Annotated in this window: 19 protein-coding genes and 1 other annotated feature; of the genes, 9 read left to right on the top strand and 10 right to left on the bottom strand. The window is 59.3% G+C overall.

Annotated elements, in window-relative coordinates; translation table 11 throughout:
- Positions 1-325: 325 nt before the first annotated feature.
- Positions 326-1,282 (bottom strand): GGDEF domain-containing protein, encoded by a 957-nt coding sequence (locus JD971_RS04180; protein ID WP_202086144.1) that lies wholly within the window; start codon positions 1,280-1,282, stop codon positions 326-328.
- A 67-nt stretch (positions 1,283-1,349) separates the two neighbouring features.
- On the opposite strand from JD971_RS04180, the gene JD971_RS04175 reads away from it, so the two are divergent.
- The 4 genes from JD971_RS04175 (at position 1,350) to JD971_RS04160 (ending at position 5,508) form a co-directional block, all read left to right on the top strand.
- Positions 1,350-2,561, top strand: a complete 1,212-nt coding sequence (locus JD971_RS04175; RefSeq protein WP_202086142.1) for an MFS transporter — start codon at positions 1,350-1,352, stop codon at positions 2,559-2,561.
- A 104-nt stretch (positions 2,562-2,665) separates the two neighbouring features.
- Positions 2,666-2,719, top strand: a sequence feature (sul1 is cis-regulatory element that is thought to sense ions involved in sulfur or methionine metabolism; They are found in Alphaproteobacteria).
- Between the two features lie 95 nt (positions 2,720-2,814).
- Positions 2,815-4,299, top strand: coding sequence for a SulP family inorganic anion transporter (locus JD971_RS04170; protein WP_202086140.1), 1,485 nt, complete (start codon positions 2,815-2,817; stop codon positions 4,297-4,299).
- Positions 4,299-5,165, top strand: a complete 867-nt coding sequence (locus JD971_RS04165) for a universal stress protein (RefSeq protein ID WP_236672261.1) — start codon at positions 4,299-4,301, stop codon at positions 5,163-5,165. Before JD971_RS04170 ends, JD971_RS04165 begins: the two co-directional genes overlap by 1 nt.
- A gap of 1 nt (position 5,166) precedes the next feature.
- The gene (locus JD971_RS04160; protein ID WP_202086138.1) at positions 5,167-5,508 is read left to right on the top strand and encodes a TraR/DksA C4-type zinc finger protein; all 342 of its coding nucleotides are present in this window, start codon (positions 5,167-5,169) and stop codon (positions 5,506-5,508) included.
- A 539-nt stretch (positions 5,509-6,047) separates the two neighbouring features.
- Here the strand turns inward: JD971_RS04160 and JD971_RS04155 are convergent.
- The 3 genes from JD971_RS04155 to JD971_RS04145 all read right to left on the bottom strand — a co-directional run bounded on the left by JD971_RS04155 (position 6,048) and on the right by JD971_RS04145 (position 8,276).
- Positions 6,048-6,560 carry a peroxiredoxin family protein gene (locus JD971_RS04155; RefSeq protein ID WP_202086136.1) on the bottom strand — a complete coding sequence of 171 codons (513 nt, stop codon included), beginning with the start codon at positions 6,558-6,560 and terminating at the stop codon, positions 6,048-6,050.
- Positions 6,561-6,675: 115 nt separating this feature from the next.
- Positions 6,676-7,449 (bottom strand): DNA-binding domain-containing protein, encoded by a 774-nt coding sequence (locus JD971_RS04150; protein WP_202086135.1) that lies wholly within the window; start codon positions 7,447-7,449, stop codon positions 6,676-6,678.
- Positions 7,449-8,276: a DUF692 domain-containing protein gene (locus tag JD971_RS04145; RefSeq protein ID WP_371809735.1), complete on the bottom strand. Its 828-nt coding sequence runs from the start codon at positions 8,274-8,276 to the stop codon at positions 7,449-7,451. Before JD971_RS04145 ends, JD971_RS04150 begins: the two co-directional genes overlap by 1 nt.
- Before the next feature lie 604 nt (positions 8,277-8,880).
- Between JD971_RS04145 and JD971_RS04140 the strand changes: the two genes are divergently transcribed.
- The 3 genes from JD971_RS04140 to JD971_RS04130 all read left to right on the top strand — a co-directional run bounded on the left by JD971_RS04140 (position 8,881) and on the right by JD971_RS04130 (position 10,571).
- Complete coding sequence (locus JD971_RS04140) at positions 8,881-9,165, top strand: DUF2282 domain-containing protein (RefSeq protein WP_202086134.1); 285 nt, start codon at positions 8,881-8,883, stop codon at positions 9,163-9,165.
- 392 nt (positions 9,166-9,557) lie between these two features.
- Positions 9,558-9,926, top strand: a complete 369-nt coding sequence (locus JD971_RS04135; RefSeq protein ID WP_202086133.1) for a CBS domain-containing protein — start codon at positions 9,558-9,560, stop codon at positions 9,924-9,926.
- Positions 9,927-10,067: 141 nt separating this feature from the next.
- Positions 10,068-10,571: a hypothetical protein gene (locus JD971_RS04130; protein ID WP_202086127.1), complete on the top strand. Its 504-nt coding sequence runs from the start codon at positions 10,068-10,070 to the stop codon at positions 10,569-10,571.
- 31 nt (positions 10,572-10,602) lie between these two features.
- Here JD971_RS04130 and JD971_RS04125 read toward each other — a convergent pair whose 3' ends face one another.
- Positions 10,603-11,079, bottom strand: coding sequence for a hypothetical protein (locus JD971_RS04125; RefSeq protein ID WP_202086125.1), 477 nt, complete (start codon positions 11,077-11,079; stop codon positions 10,603-10,605).
- Between the two features lie 196 nt (positions 11,080-11,275).
- Between JD971_RS04125 and JD971_RS04120 the strand changes: the two genes are divergently transcribed.
- Both JD971_RS04120 and JD971_RS04115 read left to right on the top strand, forming a co-directional pair.
- Positions 11,276-11,995: a flavodoxin family protein gene (locus JD971_RS04120; RefSeq protein ID WP_202086122.1), complete on the top strand. Its 720-nt coding sequence runs from the start codon at positions 11,276-11,278 to the stop codon at positions 11,993-11,995.
- Positions 11,996-12,047: 52 nt separating this feature from the next.
- Positions 12,048-12,623 carry a carboxymuconolactone decarboxylase family protein gene (locus tag JD971_RS04115; protein ID WP_202086121.1) on the top strand — a complete coding sequence of 192 codons (576 nt, stop codon included), beginning with the start codon at positions 12,048-12,050 and terminating at the stop codon, positions 12,621-12,623.
- Positions 12,624-12,677: 54 nt separating this feature from the next.
- Here JD971_RS04115 and JD971_RS04110 read toward each other — a convergent pair whose 3' ends face one another.
- The 5 genes from JD971_RS04110 to JD971_RS04090 all read right to left on the bottom strand — a co-directional run bounded on the left by JD971_RS04110 (position 12,678) and on the right by JD971_RS04090 (position 17,005).
- The gene (locus JD971_RS04110; protein WP_202086119.1) at positions 12,678-13,607 is read right to left on the bottom strand and encodes an alpha/beta fold hydrolase; all 930 of its coding nucleotides are present in this window, start codon (positions 13,605-13,607) and stop codon (positions 12,678-12,680) included.
- Positions 13,608-13,730: 123 nt separating this feature from the next.
- Positions 13,731-14,393 (bottom strand): haloacid dehalogenase type II, encoded by a 663-nt coding sequence (locus tag JD971_RS04105; protein ID WP_202086117.1) that lies wholly within the window; start codon positions 14,391-14,393, stop codon positions 13,731-13,733.
- An 81-nt stretch (positions 14,394-14,474) separates the two neighbouring features.
- A complete protein-coding gene (locus JD971_RS04100; RefSeq protein WP_202086116.1) occupies positions 14,475-15,077 on the bottom strand; it encodes a carboxymuconolactone decarboxylase family protein in 603 nt (200 codons plus the stop codon).
- A gap of 13 nt (positions 15,078-15,090) precedes the next feature.
- Positions 15,091-15,708, bottom strand: a complete 618-nt coding sequence (locus tag JD971_RS04095) for a CDP-alcohol phosphatidyltransferase family protein (RefSeq protein ID WP_202086115.1) — start codon at positions 15,706-15,708, stop codon at positions 15,091-15,093.
- A gap of 10 nt (positions 15,709-15,718) precedes the next feature.
- Positions 15,719-17,005, bottom strand: a complete 1,287-nt coding sequence (locus JD971_RS04090; protein ID WP_202086114.1) for a NupC/NupG family nucleoside CNT transporter — start codon at positions 17,003-17,005, stop codon at positions 15,719-15,721.
- Positions 17,006-17,011: the final 6 nt, after the last annotated feature.

Here is a 17,011-nt window from a genome sequence, read left to right as displayed (position 1 = left end):
GGCACCTCTTTAGGCAGCGAAACTTCCGAGGCAAAGAAGGATGACGTGCAACCGATCAGGCCAGGCGATCTTACCGCGTCGGTCGCTCAAACCGAACAGGCCACTGGGTTGGGCCGGACAACAATCGACAAGCTTATGCGAGATGGCACGCTGGTCCGGAAAAAGGTCGGCAGACGAACTCTGATCACTGTCGAAAGCATCGAGCGTTTGGTCGGTACAAAGGTAGCCTGAGAGCTAGTAAATGCGATGGTTCCCAAGTCCGCTTTGCGCCCTCATTCCGGTCATTCACCGAACTGATTATCCGCCCCGAGAGCAGACATGAGATTCAACGCGGCTTAAATCCGTCAATTTCAGCATTCGATGCCCTCTCAAGCGCCGTTGAATGACCGCGAGACCCATCCAGGTCTGATAGGTGTTGCAAGTCCAGTCGACCTCGGCCTGATCGCTTCACGTCATACATCAGGTTATCGGCCAGTCGAATTAGCGTGCTGGGCTCAGGATACTGGCCAGGCGGAACCACTATCCCACCTGCACTGGCAGTGACTTGCCATGGCAGAGTGTCAATCGCTCGGATAAGCAAACGCTGGCAATCATCAAGCCGCTCGGGGTCGTCAGCAAAGCGGAGGAAAACAAGAAACTCGTCGCCTCCTATGCGAGCGATGTGGTCGTCTTCCAGAAGGACTTCACGCAGAGCCCCCGCCACTTGGCTCAGCACTCGATCGCCTTCTGCGTGACCATACCGATCATTTACCTGCTTGAAGTGATCCAGATCGAGGAAAATCAGGGCCGTCGTCCGGTTCTGTTTTTGAGCGCTCCGTAGCTCTCTTCCGAGCATCTTTGCAAAGCCACGCGGAGTAAGCGCACCCGTCAACCGATCAACATTCGCCGCTAACTCTGCGTCATCGTAGCGGGCCCTCAACCTTATCATGCCCTCGCCCGAAATGACGACCATTGGGGCAAGCAAGTAGGCTTCCCAAGGCATACCATGCAACCAAGCCGATAAAGCCAGAACCAAGCTGGCTGCTAGTGTCACTCCTCGCGATACCCCGCTGCCAAAATGCCAGCATGAGACGGCTGTGAGCAGAACGTATCCGCACTGCATGGCAACTGTAGGAACCGACGCGAACAGCAAAAACGTCAGCAGCAATAGTCCGGCCACCAAGCTGTATCTCGACATCTTCAGAAACCGGCGGCCATCGAATCGCTGACCGTTGCCACGCCCGGTCTCAAGCGCGGGGGTTTCAGGATGATTGCCCAAAAACATGGCGTCGAGTTTTAGCACCCCAAGGTTAAAGCGCCGTTTGCATTAATTGGTTTGCGGAGATTACCGCCGGCCCTACCGGAACCGAATGCTGTCATTCCTGACCCGAAACGCGCGCTGGCTTATCGGCGGGTTGTTCCTCACACTCTTTTCCTCGTTCGGGCAGACCTTCTTCATCGGTCTCTCGGGCCGATACATACTCGAAGAATTCGCACTTACGGATGGCGAGTTCGGACTGCTCTACATGGGTTGCACGTTGGCGAGTGCAGCGACCTTGCCTTGGCTGGGCCAAATGGTGGACCGCCTGAGCGGTGCGCGCATGGTCCTTGTTGTGATGCCTGTCTTGGCGTTCGCGTGCATGTTGATGGCTATATCACCCATCGTGCCAATACTCGCCTTGGCGATTTATCTGCTTCGTTTGATGGGTCAGGGCATGATGACCCATATTGCCCTGACCGAGGTAAGCCGATGGTTCGAAGCCAATCGTGGCCGCGCGATCTCTCTTGTTGTGCCGGGCCACCAACTGGGCGAAGCCGTTCTCCCAATCCTGTTCGCTGTGATCGTTATAGCCAGCGGTTGGCGCTCAGCCTGGTTCGCTTTAGCCGCGCTGGTGTTGTTCGTTGCCTTGCCCGCGATCTACCTTCTTATTCGCGTCGACCGGGTCCCGTCTGATCACGATCCAGTCGACTATGAACCAGCAGCGATCCGGCAATGGACGAGGGCTGACGTGCTACGGGATTCCGTATTCTACCTCATGCTTATCGGTGTCCTCGCGCCAGCATTCATCGGCACGACCATTTTCTTCCATCAGGCTCACCTAATTGATTTGCGTAATTATCCTGCTCTGGCCTTCGCTAGTGCATTCCCACTCATGGCAGGGACCACCGTCATTTGCGGTCTTGCGGCAGGACAATTGATCGACCGGTATGGCGCTGTCCGATTGCTACCGTTCTTTCTTGTGCCTCTGACGATTGCGACACTGATTGCGGCCAGCATAGACGCGTCGTGGGGAATTTTCGTGTTCATGGTGATGTTCGGTGTGAGCTACGGTCTGACTTCGACCATGTTCGGCGCGCTTTGGCCGGAAATTTACGGGACCCGCCACCTTGGCGCGATCCGGGCCGTTATCGTTGCAGCCATGGTCTTCTCGACCGCGATGGGTCCCGGATTGACCGGAGCACTCATTGATCAAGAAGTAAATCTGCCGACCCAGCTTTACTGGATGGCAGGATGGACAATTCTAGCGAGCTTCGGCCTCTATATGGCTTCGCGTATCGCGACTGAACGTCGGAGAGCTTAGTCTCTCGCTCTCACGGCATGATTACGATGACATCCCAGGCCTGACCAGAGTTCGTGACTTCGCACTTGCAACATTTTTAAGTTGCGGCTACTCGCGGCGCATCCATCGGACCCGGCCGCGCCGGGTGGCTCGGCCCGGCGCCTATCCCCGGGACAACCTTCCAGACCGGCTTTTCATTGCCGCACATCGTGTTCGCGGCTGAGCGGCGCTTGCTAAGCGCCGTGCCGGTCGTGTGAGTCGTGTTAGGGTTCACATGTTCGAAATTTCCGCGCTGAAGCGCGAATGGCTTTCTAATCCCCGGCGCGACATTCTCGCCGGTATCGTCGTCGCGCTTGCGCTCATTCCTGAAGCGATTGGCTTCTCGATCATCGCGGGGGTCGATCCGCGCGTCGGTCTCTACGCATCATTCTCGATCGCCGTCATCATCTCGCTTGTTGGTGGGCGCGCAGGCATGATCTCGGCCGCGACCGCGGCCATTGCCGTGCTCGTTCTCCCGCTCATTCAGCAGTATGGCGTCGAGTATCTATTCGCGGCCACGATCCTGATGGGCGTTATCCAGGTCATCGCGGGGTTCCTCCGTTTACACCTGCTGATGCAGTATGTCTCGCGCTCGGTTATAACCGGATTCGTCAATGCATTGGCGATCCTGATCTTCATCGCACAATTGCCCGAACTCACAGGCGTGCCGATGCTGACCTATGTGCTGGTCGCAGCGGGTCTGGCAGTGATCTACCTCCTGCCGCGCCTGACCAAGGCTGTCCCTTCGCCGCTGGTGGCGATCGTGATCCTGACGGCGGTCGTTTACTATATGGGCATGGACGTGCGCACGGTGGGCGACATGGGCGAACTGCCCTCTTCGCTGCCGTCTTGGCTAATCCCCGACGTTCCATTCACTCTCGAGACGCTGCAGATCATCCTGCCATATTCGGCAACGATGGCGGCAGTGGGCTTGCTCGAGTCAATGCTAACTGCGCAGATCGTCGACGATCTTACTGATACGGGCTCTGACAAGCAGCAGGAAATGAAGGGTCAGGGCATCGCCAACTTCTGCACCGGCTTCCTCGGAGGCATGGGTGGCTGCGCTATGATCGGCCAATCGGTCATCAACGTGAAATCGGGCGGCGAGACGCGGCTGTCGACCTTCGTTTCCGGTGTCTTCCTGCTGTTCCTGCTCTTGGTGCTCGGGCCGCTGGTGGCAATCATCCCTATGGCATCGCTGGTCGCGGTCATGATCATGGTCTCGATCGGAACGTTCTCATGGCGTTCGATCAAGGACATCCGCTACAATCCGTGGCAGTCTTCGGTCGTGATGATCGTGACCGTCGTCGTGGTGGTATGGACGCATGACCTTGCGCAAGGCGTTCTCGCTGGCGTGATACTCTCGGGCCTGTTCTTTGCCAGCAAGGTGAAGCGGCTCTTCACGGTTAATACCGAGCTCTCAGCGGACGGGACAACCCGCACCTATCGCATCGAGGGGCAAGTTTTCTTCGCCTCCTCCGACCGGTTCGTGGAAGCTTTCGATTACAAGGAAGTGCTCGACCGTGTAGTGATCGACGTGAGCCGGGCGCACTTCTGGGATATCTCGGCGGTGGGCACGCTGGACAAGGCCATCCTCAAGTTCCGCCGCGAAGGCACGATGGTCGAGGTCCTCGGCTTGAACGAGGAAAGCGCCGTGATGATCGAGCGGTATGCTATTCATGACAAACCCGGCGCCGAAGCGCAGCTGGGAGGACACTGATGGGAGAGACAGCAATGGAGTACGTCCTCGCGGCGATCGACGCCTCGGCGTATGCCACCAGCGTTTGCGGCTATGCCGGATGGGCAGCCAGGCGGCTGTCACTGCCGGTCGAACTGCTTCATATCGTTCAAAGGCAGGATCCGATCACGGCACGCAAGGACCTGTCGGGTGCCATCGGTCTGGGCGTCAAAAGCGACTTGATGGAAGAGCTTGTCCGCCTGTCGGAAGAAGGAAGCCGCACCGAGATCGAGAAAGGCCGCATTCTTCTGGCTGCAGGAGAACAGCTGCTGCGGGAGGCGGGCATTACCGATGTCTCGACGCTGCACCGCCATGGCGGTGTGATCGAGACGATCCTCGATCGCGAAGCTCATGCTCGTGTCGTCGTGATGGGCAAACGAGGCGTGGGGCATGAATATGCTTCAGACCATATCGGGTCGACCATCGAGCGCGTGGTCAGGGCCAGTGCCAAACCTGTGTTGGTAGCCTCGCGGGAGTTCTCCGAACCGAAGCATATCGTCTTTGCCTACGACGCTAGTCCGGCCGCCGAGCGTGCGCTGGAGCAGCTCGCGAATTCTCCGCTATTCGAGGGGCTGCCCGTGACTATCGTGATGGCAGAAGCGGAGGGAGACACGAAGCGCGAACAATTGAAGAAGGCCGAAACTGCCTTTGCATCAGACCACCCGGTCACCGCCGTCATGGAACCCGGAAAGGCCGAAAAGGTCATCCCGGGAGTGGTTGCCTCTACCGACCGGGCCTTGCTACTCATGGGTGCCTATGGCCATTCGCCAATTCGCCGCATGATCGTGGGGAGCACAACGACCGAGATGGTTCGCACGGTTAAGGCTCCTGTGCTGATGGTGCGATAGTATGTCTATCGATCCAGCCACCTTCCGCGACCTGTTGCTGCAACGTCTGAGCGATCTAGATGAGCAGGATCGCATCACAGCTTCCGATCGCGACCCAGTTGCACTCGACCAGGAAAGTGTTGGCCGTCTTTCGCGGATCGATGCGATGCAGGTGCAGGCCATGGCACTTGCGCAGGAACGGCGTCGGAAGTCTGAACGGGCTGCCATTGCCGCCGCACTACAGCGGATTGAGGAGGGGGAGTTCGGCTATTGCATCGGATGCGGCGACGAGATCGCCGAAGGCCGTCTTCGCAACAGTCCAACGGTCGTGAAATGCTTAGAGTGCGCTGCCGAAAGCACCTAACTTCCGCAGAAAGCACCGCGCTTGCTATGTCAGAAAGGTGCTTAAAAACGCTATTTCAAGACAGTCTGCCAACGTCAACGTCCACAAGTGGCGGTCCGCTTCAGTCACCAGCGATGCAAAGCGGAAACGGCAAGGTCGGGTTAAAAAGATTCGGCCAGCTCCCCAGGGGGCGTCCTCGCAGTTCAGCCCACGGCCATGGCGATCACCGTGGCCCATTTCGAAGCGCTAACGTCTGTCGACCAATCGTTCGAGCCTTGAAGAGCTGGAGGAGTTCACATGCGCCTCTTGAAGACGTCTGGCTTTGGCGATCATCGCGTGAGACGTTGACGGCTAAGTGATCCTCCACCTGTACGAAAAGTCCGAGCCCCCCACATGGGGAAGAAGGAATGCAGTAAATTCACACCGCAGAACCCCTGCCAGATGCACGGGCCGAGCAATTGCGAATATCGAACCGGCAGCCTGCGGTTCAATCCTTTTGATTGAACGAGACGATTAACAACCCCAAGCTCCGGGATCAGGAATGCAACCGCGCGCAGCTGTCATTCAACAATGCCCCGGATCGGATAATCCTTTGCAGCAACGAAGCGAATGCCCTTAAGAATGCCAGTGAGATCCGGCCGTGAAAAAGGTGCGTTGGAGATATCGACTATCTGTATTTCACCTTGCGGATTGATCACGAAGGTTGCCGGTTCGGCGAAGTTGCGGTCAGTCTCGTCGGCTGAACGCGGGGAAGAAATATACAGTCTCATGGCCCGCATCTGATCCTCGGTCAATTCAGCCAGTATGGGAATGGTCCAGCCCTCCTCTTCGGCTTGCGACCGCGCTCGTTCCAGCGGATCGGCGGAGAGGGCCCAGACTGAGATGTCCGCCGCTTTGAAGTCTTCCTGCATACCGTTAAGTTCGGTGAGATATTGCTTGCACAAGGGACAGTGCTTGCCGCGGTATATCGTCAGGAAGCGCCACCCTCCGTGATCTGCCGGAGTGACGGTCTCGCCAGTTGTCTTGGGCCAGGAAAAAGAAGGAAAGGAAGCGCCAGCCTTGATCTTGCTCATGGGATTTTCCTCAAATACGTGTCTTGAGGAAGCTACGGGACGCAGTTCCGATTGTTCCTGAAGCAGGGCCACCGCAAATGATTCCAATCGGAACGTTCCCCAGGCAAAGGAGCTGTCAGCCTTCTCTTACAATACCCTCCACGAGGCCAAGGTCGAGCCAGTGCCGCAACATGGACCCGGCCCGATGCGCCGCCTCGTCCTTGTCATGCCGGCGACCCAGCCAGGCGCATATCTTCTCGAACCTTTTGCCTGCGATCATTTTCTCCAGGCAGCGCCCTTCTTCACCAGACAGGCTTTTGAACACGGGTGTTTCCGCTTCACGCCAGACCACGATGGACGCAGCCTCGACTAGCCGATGCAATGCGGCACCCTGCTCATCGGGTTGGAGCGAACGCCATAGCTGCGGCAAATCGAAGTTAGTTGTCGCGATCTCGGTTCCGGGAAGGAACTTCAGGCCGAGATTGGCCCAGCCGTCCTCGTCGTACAAAGCTGTTCCGGCGGCAAACCGTTCGAAAGTCATCACGCTTGCATCGCGCGAGGTGAAGGCCCGCGCCATCGCCCATTCGAGCCACGCGATCTCCGCAACGTCTGGATCGGCGGCGAAAAGACTGCGGCAGGTTCGGGGAAAATGCTCGCCCACTAGATCGAGAGTCCAGCTCGTAGGAGGATGTTCGATGACGTGGTGAATTGCGGCCTGCCGGAAAGCATTGCGTCCGGCCAGCCGCGCCGTGCGTTCGAACGCGCTCTCCAGCGCCTCGATCACGGCCGAACGATAGTTGTTGCGGTAGATATCCATGCGCATATCACGCTGCCGGTCTCCCGGCTCAGACGTTGCGGCCTGCTCTGTCAGCTCGAGCAGGAACCGGGATTGCCTTTCGCGCAGAGACATCATCCGCAGGCTCGGGACACGACAGGTGCGACACAATGCCGGGCTCGGTCCAGCTCGCCGAGAAGATCGTCCAGCTCCGGAATCGCATCGTCCCGCTCAATCATCACGGCAACCGATCCAAGGTCTCGCATAGCCCGTTCGTATAGTTCCCAGACGGCATCGCAGACGGGGCGGTCATGGGTATCGATCAGGATTTCGCCCGGGGTATGTCCCGCCAGATGGATCTGGCGTACTCGGTCGGCAGGAATTCCATCGAGATAGTCCGCAGGATCGAACCCGTGGTTGCGGGCACTGACATAGACATTGTTGATGTCGAGCAGCAGGTAACAGCCGGTCCTGCGGCTCATTTCGGACAGAAAGACCCATTCGGGCATCTCGTCTTCGGGAAACGAGAGATAGCTGGAAGGATTTTCGAACAGCATCGGCCGGTCGAGCGTTTGCTGCGCCTGGTCGATGTTGTCGCACACCACCTGCATCGCTTCCCGGGTAAGCGGCAGCGGCAGGAGGTCGTGGCTGTTATGTGCGCTTGTACGAGTCCAGCACAGGTGGTCGGACACCCACAACGGCTCGATCATCTCGGCAAGCTGGGCCAGCCTGGCCAGATATTCGGGGTCGATGCCGTCCGCAGAGCCGACCGACAGCGAAACGCCGTGCAGAGCGACAGGATATCGCTCACGCATCTGGCGCAAGATCCGCAAGGGCTTGCCGCCATCGACCATGTAATTTTCGGAGATGACCTCGACAAAATCGACCGGCACCTCCCGTTCGAGAAAATCGCGATAGTGCGTCGACCTCAACCCGAGACCATATCCTGCAAATGGTTCGATTTTGCTCACATCCGATCTCTCGACAAAAGAAGCGGTCCGGCACCCGTTGGGGTTGGGGGGACGAGGTAATCCGGGTCCCGGACCGCAGCCCGCGCGAAACATTCCGCACGAGACAGGGAATTGATCAGCCAAGATCGCCGATAGTTCCGCCCTTAGAAAGGCATTCGCCAGCATTGAGGGCCTTGAAACCCTGCCCCTTGCAAGCGTTCTGACCCTTGCATTCGTGAAGGGCGGTCGCGCAGTCCGCAGTACCCCTGCAGCTGTTGATGCCATAACAATGCACCGTGTCTTCGGCGTTCAGTGCCCGGCCCTGGCTGTAGGCCGGCGGGTCGACGGCGAATGCGGGAACGGCGGAAATCGCAAATGCTGCGGCTGCTGCCGCGATTGATGCTGTCTTGAGACCATTGTGTCGCATGAGAATTCTCCCTGATGCACGCAGCGCTCGATGCGGCGCACATCCCCAGTTCGCTGCCAGGCTGCTCCAGGTTACAGCAGCCCGAAAGACATTTTTGTGTAACCTTCGCAGCGGCCGCGCCGAACCCGGAAACAGCATCCACGAGCTACCGTGCGGTGCGTGAGACCCATCCGAGAGTGGAGAATTACAATGAACAAGACCTCGATCGCCCGCATTGCCGGACTCGCATTCGCAGCGAGTGCGGCTGCCGGACTGGCTGCGACGCCAGCAGCCGCCCAGAAGCAGGAAATGGAAAAGTGCTACGGCGTCGCCAAGGCTGGCGAGAACGACTGCGCCGCCGGTCCTGGTACAAGCTGCGCCGGAACCTCGACCCGCGACTACCAGGGGAACGCTTGGAAGCTCGTTCCCAAGGGTACGTGCGTAAAGATCGAAACCCCCAAGGGCAAGGGATCCCTCACTCCCATCAAGCGCTAAGCACCGACTCGCATTTCCCGCCCGCGAAGTTTGAGGCTGGGCGGACCATAACAAGATCTTCCTCCCAGCCTGGACCGGTGTCGATGCATGCGTCGGCACCGGCTTATTCGTTCCTCAGCGACCCCCAGCAAGAAATTGGAATCCATTGCACGCGGTCCCGACCGCCGTGCCCGCACCCCTTTTCCAAAAACAGTTACGCAAAAGCGCTCCTCACCGCTCATGGGCCGGAGCCAGGAACCTGTTGTTTGTAACCCCGCGGCGCCGAGGCGCGAATTGAAAGGCAGGGGACATCGCCAGGAGAAATGGCATGAAAATCGCGGCAATCATGAACCGCAAGGGTACCGACTTTCGGACTGTGCGGGAAAGCAACTCTCTCCGAGGCTGTATCGACAATGCACCACGAAGGCATCGGATCGGTCGGGATTGTCGGAAGCAATCCGGCAGACATACAAGGAATCGTCTCGCAGCAGGAACTAATGGCGGGGCTTGCCCAGCGCGGACCGCACGCCTTGCAGCTTCCTGCTCTGATATTCATGCGGCGTCAGGTCCTGTTCTGCAGCTGCGATGCGGAGGCTTGCGATGTAATGCTCTCCATGACGCGTCAGCGGTTCCGACACTGCGTGGTGCGCAGTTCTGACCTTGCGATCGCCGGCCTGGTTTCCCTGGGCGATCTGGTTGCGGCCCTGCTGGAGGAAGCCAGACTCGAGGCCGGCGTACTGCGCAATATCGCCCGCGGGCGCATGTTGTCACTGACGAGCTGACGATGGCCCGCTTCTCGCGCATGATCGGGCGCCTGCTGGCACGCTATCTTACCGGTCCCTCGCGCTCGCCCTTTGCTAGCGTTCCGACAGACGAAATGGCTCTTGCGCGAGAACTGAGACCAAGCGACGTGCTTCTCGTCGATGGTCAGCAGCGAATCAGCACGGCCATCAAATACCTCACCCCAGTCGATTTGGTCGCATGCTGCGCTGTGTGTTGCCTCAGAGAATACCAGCGCCGAACGCGAGGTCAGCTTCGTCGAGGCCGATGCTATCGCAGGGGTTCGCGTTGTCAGCCCTTCGCAGTTTAGCAATTTTCAGACACGTATCTGCCGTCCGGTCGGATTGAACGAAAACGATATAAAGGCGGTTACGGATTTCGCGCTAGGACGGGTGGGCGATTCCGACGATCTGGCCGATGTGGTCGATCTGGCTCGCTATCTCTTTCCTACCCCTCCGGTTCCGGCAGGATGGCGCAGACGGATGCTGGCGCTCGGGAGCGGGGAGCCTTTTATGGCGATCTGCTCGACGCTGGTCGCCCGCGCGTTCCAATCGATCCGCTATCCCATACTTCCGCAAATCACACGTGAACTGGGCAGAGTATCCGCGCGCGGTCTAAGCGCACTCACGCGTTCGTTGGGCTGCTAATACCAAGCAAATTCAACCCTGTCCTCGGGCATCAGGCGAGTGCTTGATCGCTTTCGCAGACATAGGCACCGTAGGCCCACCCGAGTGCAATTCCGAAGATCGCATGGCCAACTGCACTTACTGTGCCGCGCGCCATCTCGAACCAGGGAAAGAGGGCGGTAAATCCGTAGAAGTTGACGGCATAGACAAGCAAGCCGAACACCGCCGCAACGCCGACGGCGACCCATCTCGAAAGTCCGAGGGTCGAATGGATCAGGCCCCAGATGATCCCCAGGACGACGGACAGAGCAAGATGCACCATCATAGCCACCATCATGATGCCCAGGTCGAATGTTGCAGGTGGCGGTAGCACGTCGCGGCCCATCACGATCGCAGCCATCATGCGGGGTGGGCCGAACGGACTCTGACCCTCGATGAGGGCAACCATGGCCATTTCGGCCATGAGGAAGACCACAGCCGCGATGACACAGGCCTTGAGCGCTCCGCCGAGATGAAATTGCGATCGCATTATCGTTCTCCCCTGTTGTCAAAATGGCCCTTCACAACCGCAGTATCTGATCGTTCGGCGAGGCGGGCTCATTCAGGGGTATTCGTGCAAAAGAGGCGCGTGGTTACAATGGTACGGCGCAAAAAATGTCGTCGGATGTAACTTACCGGACGGGGCGAACGAACCCGCCCAGGACACATCATAAGCAAGGATTACCATGACAGGCGAAACCCAATTCAGCGGACAGGGGCTTTCAGCCCTCTTTCTCAACTGCAGCCTCAAGCGATCCGACCAGCAATCGCACACCCAGCTCCTGATGGATAATGCCATCACGATCATGGAGGCGAACGGTGTCGCCGCGCAATCCTTGCGCCTCGCCGACTACGACATCGCGCCGGGAGTTCAGCCCGATATGCGTGACCATGGGTGGGACGCCGACGACTGGCCCGCCATCCAGGAAAAGGTCCTGGCCGCCGACATACTCGTTCTCGGAACGCCGATCTGGTTAGGTGACAAGTCATCCATATGCACCCGTGCGATAGAACGGCTCTACGGATACAGCGGTGAAACCAATGCGAGGGGGCAATACGTCTATTACGGACGGACAGCGGGCTGTATCATCACGGGCAACGAGGATGGCATCAAGCACTGCGCGATGAACATGCTCTATTCGCTCCAGCATCTGGGGTACGTGGTTCCCCCTCAGGCCGATGCCGGATGGATCGGCGAAGCGGGACCCGGCCCTTCCTACGGCGACGATGGGAAAGTCGGGCTCGACAACGATTTCACCCGCCGGAACACGACGTTCATGGCGTGGAACCTGATGCATATGGCCGCGATGCTCAAGCAGGCGGGTGGATACCCCACTCCGGGCAACCAGAAGGACGCTTGGGAAGCCGGCATCCATTTCGATCATCCCAATCCGGAATACCGCTAGCGGCCACGCGCCAAGCCTTTTCGCATTTCCTTCAATATCACGGGAGCTGACAATGTCAGACACTTACCAGATCGAACTTTCGCTACGCACTCCGGACGATACGGATGAAGCCGTTAGCGCTCCGCTCAAACAGGCGCAGAAGACCATGGGCATGGTCCCCAACATGTATGCCGGCATGGCCAATCTTCCGGCTCTGCTGGCGACCTACAGCTTCGGATACGACAAGTTTCGCGAAGACGCTGGTTTTTCTTCCGTCGAGCAGGAGGTCATCCTTCTCGCGGTCAGCCGCGCAAATGAGTGCCATTATTGCGTCGCTGCCCACAGCACGCTCGCCGACACCATGTCCGGCGTTCCGGCAGAAGTGACCGACGCGATCCGCAGCGACCAGGAAATCCCCGAACCCAAGCTGCGCGCGCTCGCCGAGTTCACCCGCGTGATGTCGGAAACGCGTGGTAATCCCTCACCTGCTCAGGCCAAGGCGTTTCTGGAGGCGGGATACTCCGAGACCCACATCCTCGGGATAATCCTCGCCATCAGCGTGAAGGTCATCTCCAATTACAGCAATCACCTTTTCCATACGGAAGTCGACGAGGCCTTTGCGGCACGCGAATGGAGCGCGCCCCAATAGACTGAAGCGTGGGAATGTTCGCTGTGGGAGCTCGTGAAGCACGAGAGCCAGGAACTAGGCCTCCGGGTGAGCGGTCCTGACAAGTGCCATGATCTCCTCGGCGATGACATCAGGATGATCCTCGGGGGTAAAGTGCTTGCCCCCGGGGATTCTCTTGAGCGGCGCGCCAAGGTCACGTGCGAAACGCTCACCATATTCGATCTTCTGAAAACCGTCAGCCTCGCCCCAGGCCAGCCTGGCCGGGATGCCGAGTGATGAAAGTTGGTCGGAGACAGCCAAGGTATCATTCACGTCAAGTGCGTCGATCTGCCGAACCATCGCCTCTGCCCCGCCATGATCAAGATATTTTCTGGCATGATGCCGCCAGGCTTCGAGGGCCGCATCGAGCCGGTCGTGGCCGCGCAAGAGAAGCGTCAGTAACAGCATGGTGAACGCGGAATCTGGGAGATGCTTGACGAGCCCGCCGGTCTCGCGCATCGCTTTCACACTCGGAATTGGCCAGGAATCATATCCGATCGCGTTCGTGAGGAATAGCCCGCTGCACATGTGCGGGTTTCGGACCGCGAAAATCTGGGCGACGCCGCCGCCGAGGTCATGGCCGACGATTACGGCCTTCTCTAGACCGATCTCGTTCATCCAAGCCTTGAGGTGGTCGGCCTGTGCAGCGACCGAAATGTCCCGGCCCTTGCCTTGCTCCATGGAATCGCCATAGCCGACCATCTCCCAGGCAAGGGCGCGTACTCCCGACAAGCGCGGAACCACGTGTCTCCAGAGCGCCGGTGACGTGGGTATGCCGTGAAGCAGGATTACGGGTACACCTTCCCCATGTTCCGCCCACGACATGTCGATACCGCCGACGTCGACAAAGTGGCGCTCACCAGAAATGAAACCTTCCCGGACTTCTCGATGGGAGGATTTCACCCATTTTTTGGCGGCAAGCGACGTAGCGATCGCTAGCGCTCCCAGTGCCAGTATCTTTCTCACGTGGTCGTCTCCACTTCTTGTATCAGTATATCGAGACGACGTGGCTGGACTGGCGTTGTTCCGCATGATGCGGACTTCTTTCCGGCGCACCCTTCACCGCGGGGCGCAAAATCGACAAAAAATCTACCAGTCGAGCGCCGCAAGTTCGCCGATGCGGTCTACTTCCCGGACCCCGGCTGAAGCGAAGCCGGGCTGGCTGTTTCCCTCTCTCCTGATGAAGACGGGCTGCATCCCCGCAGCAGCAGCCCCGAGCAGGTCCCACGAATGGCAGGCGATCATGGCCAGACGGGAGATATCGACCTGCAGCGACGTGGCGACATGGCGATAGGTTGCCGTGGCAGGCTTGAATTGCTCCACGGAATCGACGCTGAACTGGGCTTCGAAAAAGCGGGCAATTCCGGCATTGGAAAGCTGCTCCGCCTGCGTGTCGGAATCGCTGTTGGTCAGCGTCACCAGACGGAAACCCTGCTCTAGCAGTGATGCCAGCCCCTCTTCGACGTCGCCGTGCGCGGGAAGCTGTGTCGAGGCAGCCTTGAGATCGCTCGCCGCGCCTTGCGGCAAGGCGCGATCTTCGATTGCTGCCAGCATGCCGAGCACATCGCTGGCGATGCTTCCGAAAGGCAAATAGCGCCCGGCAAGGGTCAGCGATTGCGAATAGAGCACCATTTGCGCAAACCACCGGCGCATTGCTCCTGCATCGTCGAACCATCGCGCGAACAGCGGCTCGAGCGTCCGGATATCGAGCAGGGTTTCATTGACGTCGAATACCAGCACCGGCCGAGCCATCACGTTCCTTCTCCAATGCACACATTACCGGTTTGAACGCGACGCTCTGAGCCAACGTTCCCCGTCCCGGTGGGGCGAGCGCTAGCTGGCGTCGTGCGAAATATCCCAAAGGCCGAGCAGACGCGTGTAGCTTCGTTCGCCCCGATGGGGATCGTCGGTGCTGCCGCCCATTCGCGCGAGGCGAGCATCCATCTCCGCCTTGTCCGCCTCCAGCGGATTAGATTTTATTCCCGAGCCCTCGACGATCCGGTTCATCAGGTTGAACAAGCCGCAAATGCTGACTGCGTCGAACAGCGCGCGTTCATCCCATCCCGCCGCATAGACCCGGTCGGCATCCGCCTCGACCATCATCGCAGGCGTGCGGGTCAGCTTGCCGACATAGGCGAGGAGCGGTTTTAACTTCTCCTCGATCGCGCTGTTATCCAGATCGGTCAGCAACGTCTCGAACAAGGCCTCGTCGATCCCAAAAGCGCGTGCCGCGACAACGTGCGCACCGTGGCAGTAGGTGCAGGAATTCAATCCCGAAACATAGGCTGCGATAAGCTCGCGCTCGGCGACGGTCAGCGGCGACGGGTCGCGCAGGAGCCGGTCGTGATATTCCAGCAAGGGGGCGACGCTGTGAGGAAAGCGCTTGAAGACCTTGTCGAGCCCGGGCTCGCCTTCGATCGATGGAAAAACTCCCATTATGAAACCCTTTCTATTCAGTCGTATCCGATCGGAACATCGCGTGGGCAAGAGCGCTGCGCTGGATCACTGTCAGCAGGCACAGGCCCGCATATATCCAGGCAAACAGCGCAAACTGCTCGGGCCATAGGCACATGAGCACAAAAACGAGGATCGTCTCGGTGCCCTCCGCGAGGCCGGTATTGTAAAAGAAGCTCTTGCGCCCGTGCGCCTCGGTTGCGACCCCGCGTTTCGCGGCAAGCGTCGCGAAAGCAAGGAAGCTGATGCCGGTCAGCGTGAAGGCGGCCACAAGCACCATCGCGGGAAGCGTGTTGGCTGGAGCCGCGAAGCCGAAGCCCAGCGGCACCGCGACGTAGAAAGCAAAGTCGGCGACGATATCGAGATAGCCGCCAAAATCTGTCTGTCGGGTCGCCCGTGCTACCGCGCCATCGAGACCATCGAGAAGCCGGTTGAGTAGAACCAGGACGAGCCCGAGGGCGAACGCGCCTTGCGCGATCGCCACTGCGGCAGCCAGGCCCGGTACAAGACCGATGAGGGTGACCGCGTTGGGTCCGATCCCTCGTCTTGCGATCCAGCTCCCGGCTGCATCGAGCGGAGGATCTATGAGCGGTCGCAGTTTGGCATCCAACATTGCGCGGTCCTCAATTCCAGGTGACGATGCCGATGACCGCGCCTGTCATGAGCGAAACCATATTGCCGGCAAGCCAGCTTTTCATGCCAAGAGCCGCGACATCGCCGCGACGCTCGGGGCACAGGGTCCCAACCGTCGAGACGATCAGTCCGACACTGGCGAGGTTGGCGACACCGCAGAGCGAGTAGGTCACGATCAGCAAGGTGCGCGGATCGAGCGTCCCGGGTGGAAGTGCGGCGAGTTCCAGGTAGGCGACATATTCGTTGAGGATCGCCTTGGTGCCCATGAGACCACCCGCTGCGGGAGCCTGGTCCCATGGCACTCCAATAGCCCACATGGCGGGCGCGAACAGCCAGCCGAAGATGCGCTGCAAGGTGAGCGGCGTGCCGTCGACCCCGGGAAACAGGAACAGGATCTGGTCTGCGATATTCACCAGCGCAAAGATAACGATAATGATCCCGAGCACCGCGAGTACCAGCGTCACGCCATCCGCGGTGCCCCTGATCAGAGCATCCATGCTGCTTTCGTATTTGAGGCCCGCCTCGGGTTCATCAGCGGTTTCCTCGTCCGGCGTCGTGCCCACTGCGGCGGGGACCATTAGCCGGGCAACGAGCACGGCGGCGGGCAGCGATATCAGCGAGGCCACGATCATGTGGCCCACGGCGTTCGGCACGGTCTGCGACAGGGTGGTCGCATAGAGCACCAGTATGGCCCCCGAGATCGTGGCCATGATCAGCACCATGATAGCGAACAGATCCGGGCGGGTCATCCTGGCAAACCAGGCTTTAAGAACGAGCGGCGATTCTACCACGCCGAGGAAGATCGTGGAGCCAGCTCCCAATCCGACTACGCCGCTGACACCCAGGGTCTTGCGCAGGGCCCACGACAATCCGCGGACTGCAGCGCGCAGGATGCCCCAGTGCCAGAGCAGAGCCGCGATAGCGGAGAAAACGATGATCAGCGGAAGGATTTGGAAGGCAACGATGACCGGCTCATCAGCGCCCGGTTTGAGCACGAAGGGAATGGGTGCGCCGCCGGTATAGCCGAACATATAGCTCGACCCGACCAGCGTCGCGCGTTCGATCGCCGAGACCGCGCTGTTGGCATAACCGACCAGTGTCCAAACGAAGGGAACCCGAGTCACGACCAGAGCGATGACGAACTGCAGCGCCAGCGCACCTCCAATCCAGCGCCATCCCGGCCGAGCCGCGCGGTCTTCGGAAATCGCCCAAGCGACGAGGAGCACGATGGCAAGCCCGATCAGGCCCTGCAAATTCAGTAATGCGTCCGGGATCATGCTTGC

The organism is Croceicoccus sp. YJ47, assembly GCF_016745095.1.
GTDB lineage: Bacteria > Pseudomonadota > Alphaproteobacteria > Sphingomonadales > Sphingomonadaceae > Croceicoccus.
This window is presented reverse-complemented; position numbering and strand designations above follow the sequence as displayed.

Coding starts and splice junctions, on each gene's coding strand:
- JD971_RS04150 (WP_202086135.1), bottom strand. CDS start 7,449: ATGTCTCTGCGCGAAAGGCAATCCCGGTTCCTGCTCGAGCTGACAGAG.
- JD971_RS04155 (WP_202086136.1), bottom strand. CDS start 6,560: ATGAGCAAGATCAAGGCTGGCGCTTCCTTTCCTTCTTTTTCCTGGCCC.
- JD971_RS04170 (WP_202086140.1), top strand. CDS start 2,815: ATGTTCGAAATTTCCGCGCTGAAGCGCGAATGGCTTTCTAATCCCCGG.
- JD971_RS04160 (WP_202086138.1), top strand. CDS start 5,167: ATGTCTATCGATCCAGCCACCTTCCGCGACCTGTTGCTGCAACGTCTG.
- JD971_RS04140 (WP_202086134.1), top strand. CDS start 8,881: ATGAACAAGACCTCGATCGCCCGCATTGCCGGACTCGCATTCGCAGCG.
- JD971_RS04135 (WP_202086133.1), top strand. CDS start 9,558: ATGCACCACGAAGGCATCGGATCGGTCGGGATTGTCGGAAGCAATCCG.
- JD971_RS04125 (WP_202086125.1), bottom strand. CDS start 11,079: ATGCGATCGCAATTTCATCTCGGCGGAGCGCTCAAGGCCTGTGTCATC.
- JD971_RS04130 (WP_202086127.1), top strand. CDS start 10,068: ATGGTCAGCAGCGAATCAGCACGGCCATCAAATACCTCACCCCAGTCG.
- JD971_RS04090 (WP_202086114.1), bottom strand. CDS start 17,005: ATGATCCCGGACGCATTACTGAATTTGCAGGGCCTGATCGGGCTTGCC.
- JD971_RS04095 (WP_202086115.1), bottom strand. CDS start 15,708: ATGTTGGATGCCAAACTGCGACCGCTCATAGATCCTCCGCTCGATGCA.
- JD971_RS04175 (WP_202086142.1), top strand. CDS start 1,350: ATGCTGTCATTCCTGACCCGAAACGCGCGCTGGCTTATCGGCGGGTTG.
- JD971_RS04165 (WP_236672261.1), top strand. CDS start 4,299: ATGGGAGAGACAGCAATGGAGTACGTCCTCGCGGCGATCGACGCCTCG.
- JD971_RS04105 (WP_202086117.1), bottom strand. CDS start 14,393: ATGGCTCGGCCGGTGCTGGTATTCGACGTCAATGAAACCCTGCTCGAT.
- JD971_RS04100 (WP_202086116.1), bottom strand. CDS start 15,077: ATGGGAGTTTTTCCATCGATCGAAGGCGAGCCCGGGCTCGACAAGGTC.
- JD971_RS04120 (WP_202086122.1), top strand. CDS start 11,276: ATGACAGGCGAAACCCAATTCAGCGGACAGGGGCTTTCAGCCCTCTTT.
- JD971_RS04115 (WP_202086121.1), top strand. CDS start 12,048: ATGTCAGACACTTACCAGATCGAACTTTCGCTACGCACTCCGGACGAT.